Consider the following 1,369-nt stretch of genomic DNA (forward strand, 5'->3'; position numbering starts at 1 on the left):
CGTCTGTGGACGCCCCAAAAGAAGCAAGCGTTAAATGAGATCTGGCACGTAGTCAGGTGCTCTCGTCTGTCCGGCCTCTGGATGCAGCATTATGCTGCGGGCCAGTATGGGAGTTCGCAGACCGGATCCAAATCGGCTTAGCGCGCTTGGTTAGCGCTTCGACATTCCCTGGTTTTCCGACCCCGTCTAACTGACAGTTGTGCCATACCCTCCTTCGACCGCCTACGTCTCCGACGACCTCAGGTCTGTTGTCGCAGCATCACGCGGCGACAGCGACCGGAGCTTTGTAATCTTCCTGCTTTGTCATGAGCGCCCAGGCAATGCGCGCCATCTTGTTGGCGAGCGCGACCGAGACAAGCATACGCGGTTTGCGGGCCAGCATCCCTTCTAGCCACGAACCTGCCGGCGCGCCTCGCACGGCGGCCTGCCGCACGACCGCGCTACCGCCGATTATAAGCAATCGCCTGATGGTCCGCTCACCCATTTTCGATATCCTGCCCAGCTTTTGCTTGCCACCGGTTGAGTGCTGAAGTGGAGCAAGGCCTAGCCACGCGGCAAAATCGCGGCCCTTTGTGAACGACGCCGCCTGAGGCGCTAGCGCCACGATAGCAGTGGCAGCGATCGGCCCGATGCCAGGGATTGTCATAAGTCGACGCGCAACTTCATCTTCACGTGTCCGGCGCGCGATCTCCTTGTCCAGGCCGGTAATCCGGTGATCCAGTTGGTCCAACATGTCGGTCATGACCCGCAGCATGGCCCGTGCCGGCTCGGGTAGAGAAGAAGCCATCTCATCTTCATCTAGCAAGTCCGCTAGCATCGCCGCCTGGCCCACGCCGCGCGGTGCTACCCAGCCGTATTCCGCGAGATGGCCACGCAATGCGTTGATCAATTGAGTGCGTTGACGAACCAGCAAGTCACGTGTCCGAAAGACCATGCCAGCAGCCTGCTGTTCCTCGGTCTTTATAGCGACGAACCGCATTCCCGGCCGCTGCGCCGCCTCACAAATCGCTTCTGCATCGACCGCATCGTTCTTGTGGCGCTTCACGAAAGGCTTGACGTAGATCGGCGGAATAAGCCGAACCTCATGCCCAAGTTGGACCAATTGTCGCGCCCAGTGATGGGCGCCACCGCATGCCTCCATCGCGACAAGGCAGGCAGGCTGGTTAGCAAAGAACTCTAGCAACTTGCTGCGGCTCAGTTTGCGGCTGAAGACTGTCTCGCCCCGCTCGCCGGCACCATGTGCGTGAAACGAATTCTTGGCGATATCCAATCCGATTGTGATAACCTCCGACACGGACGCCTCCTTCAGTGGTGTTCAACACCTCCACTATGGCACATCGATGCCGTCGGGGGGCGTCCACCCCATCAG

General features: G+C 59.8%; 1 protein-coding gene. It reads right to left on the reverse strand.

Features of this window, described 5'->3' with window-relative positions:
* Positions 1-259 precede the first annotated feature (259 nt).
* Positions 260-1,294 (reverse strand): IS110 family transposase, encoded by a 1,035-nt coding sequence (locus tag FHW96_RS25890; RefSeq protein WP_172343444.1) that lies wholly within the window; start codon positions 1,292-1,294, stop codon positions 260-262.
* Positions 1,295-1,369 lie beyond the last annotated feature (75 nt).

The sequence above is a fragment of the Novosphingobium sp. SG751A genome, from assembly GCF_013149295.1.
Classification (GTDB): Bacteria; Pseudomonadota; Alphaproteobacteria; order Sphingomonadales; family Sphingomonadaceae; genus Novosphingobium.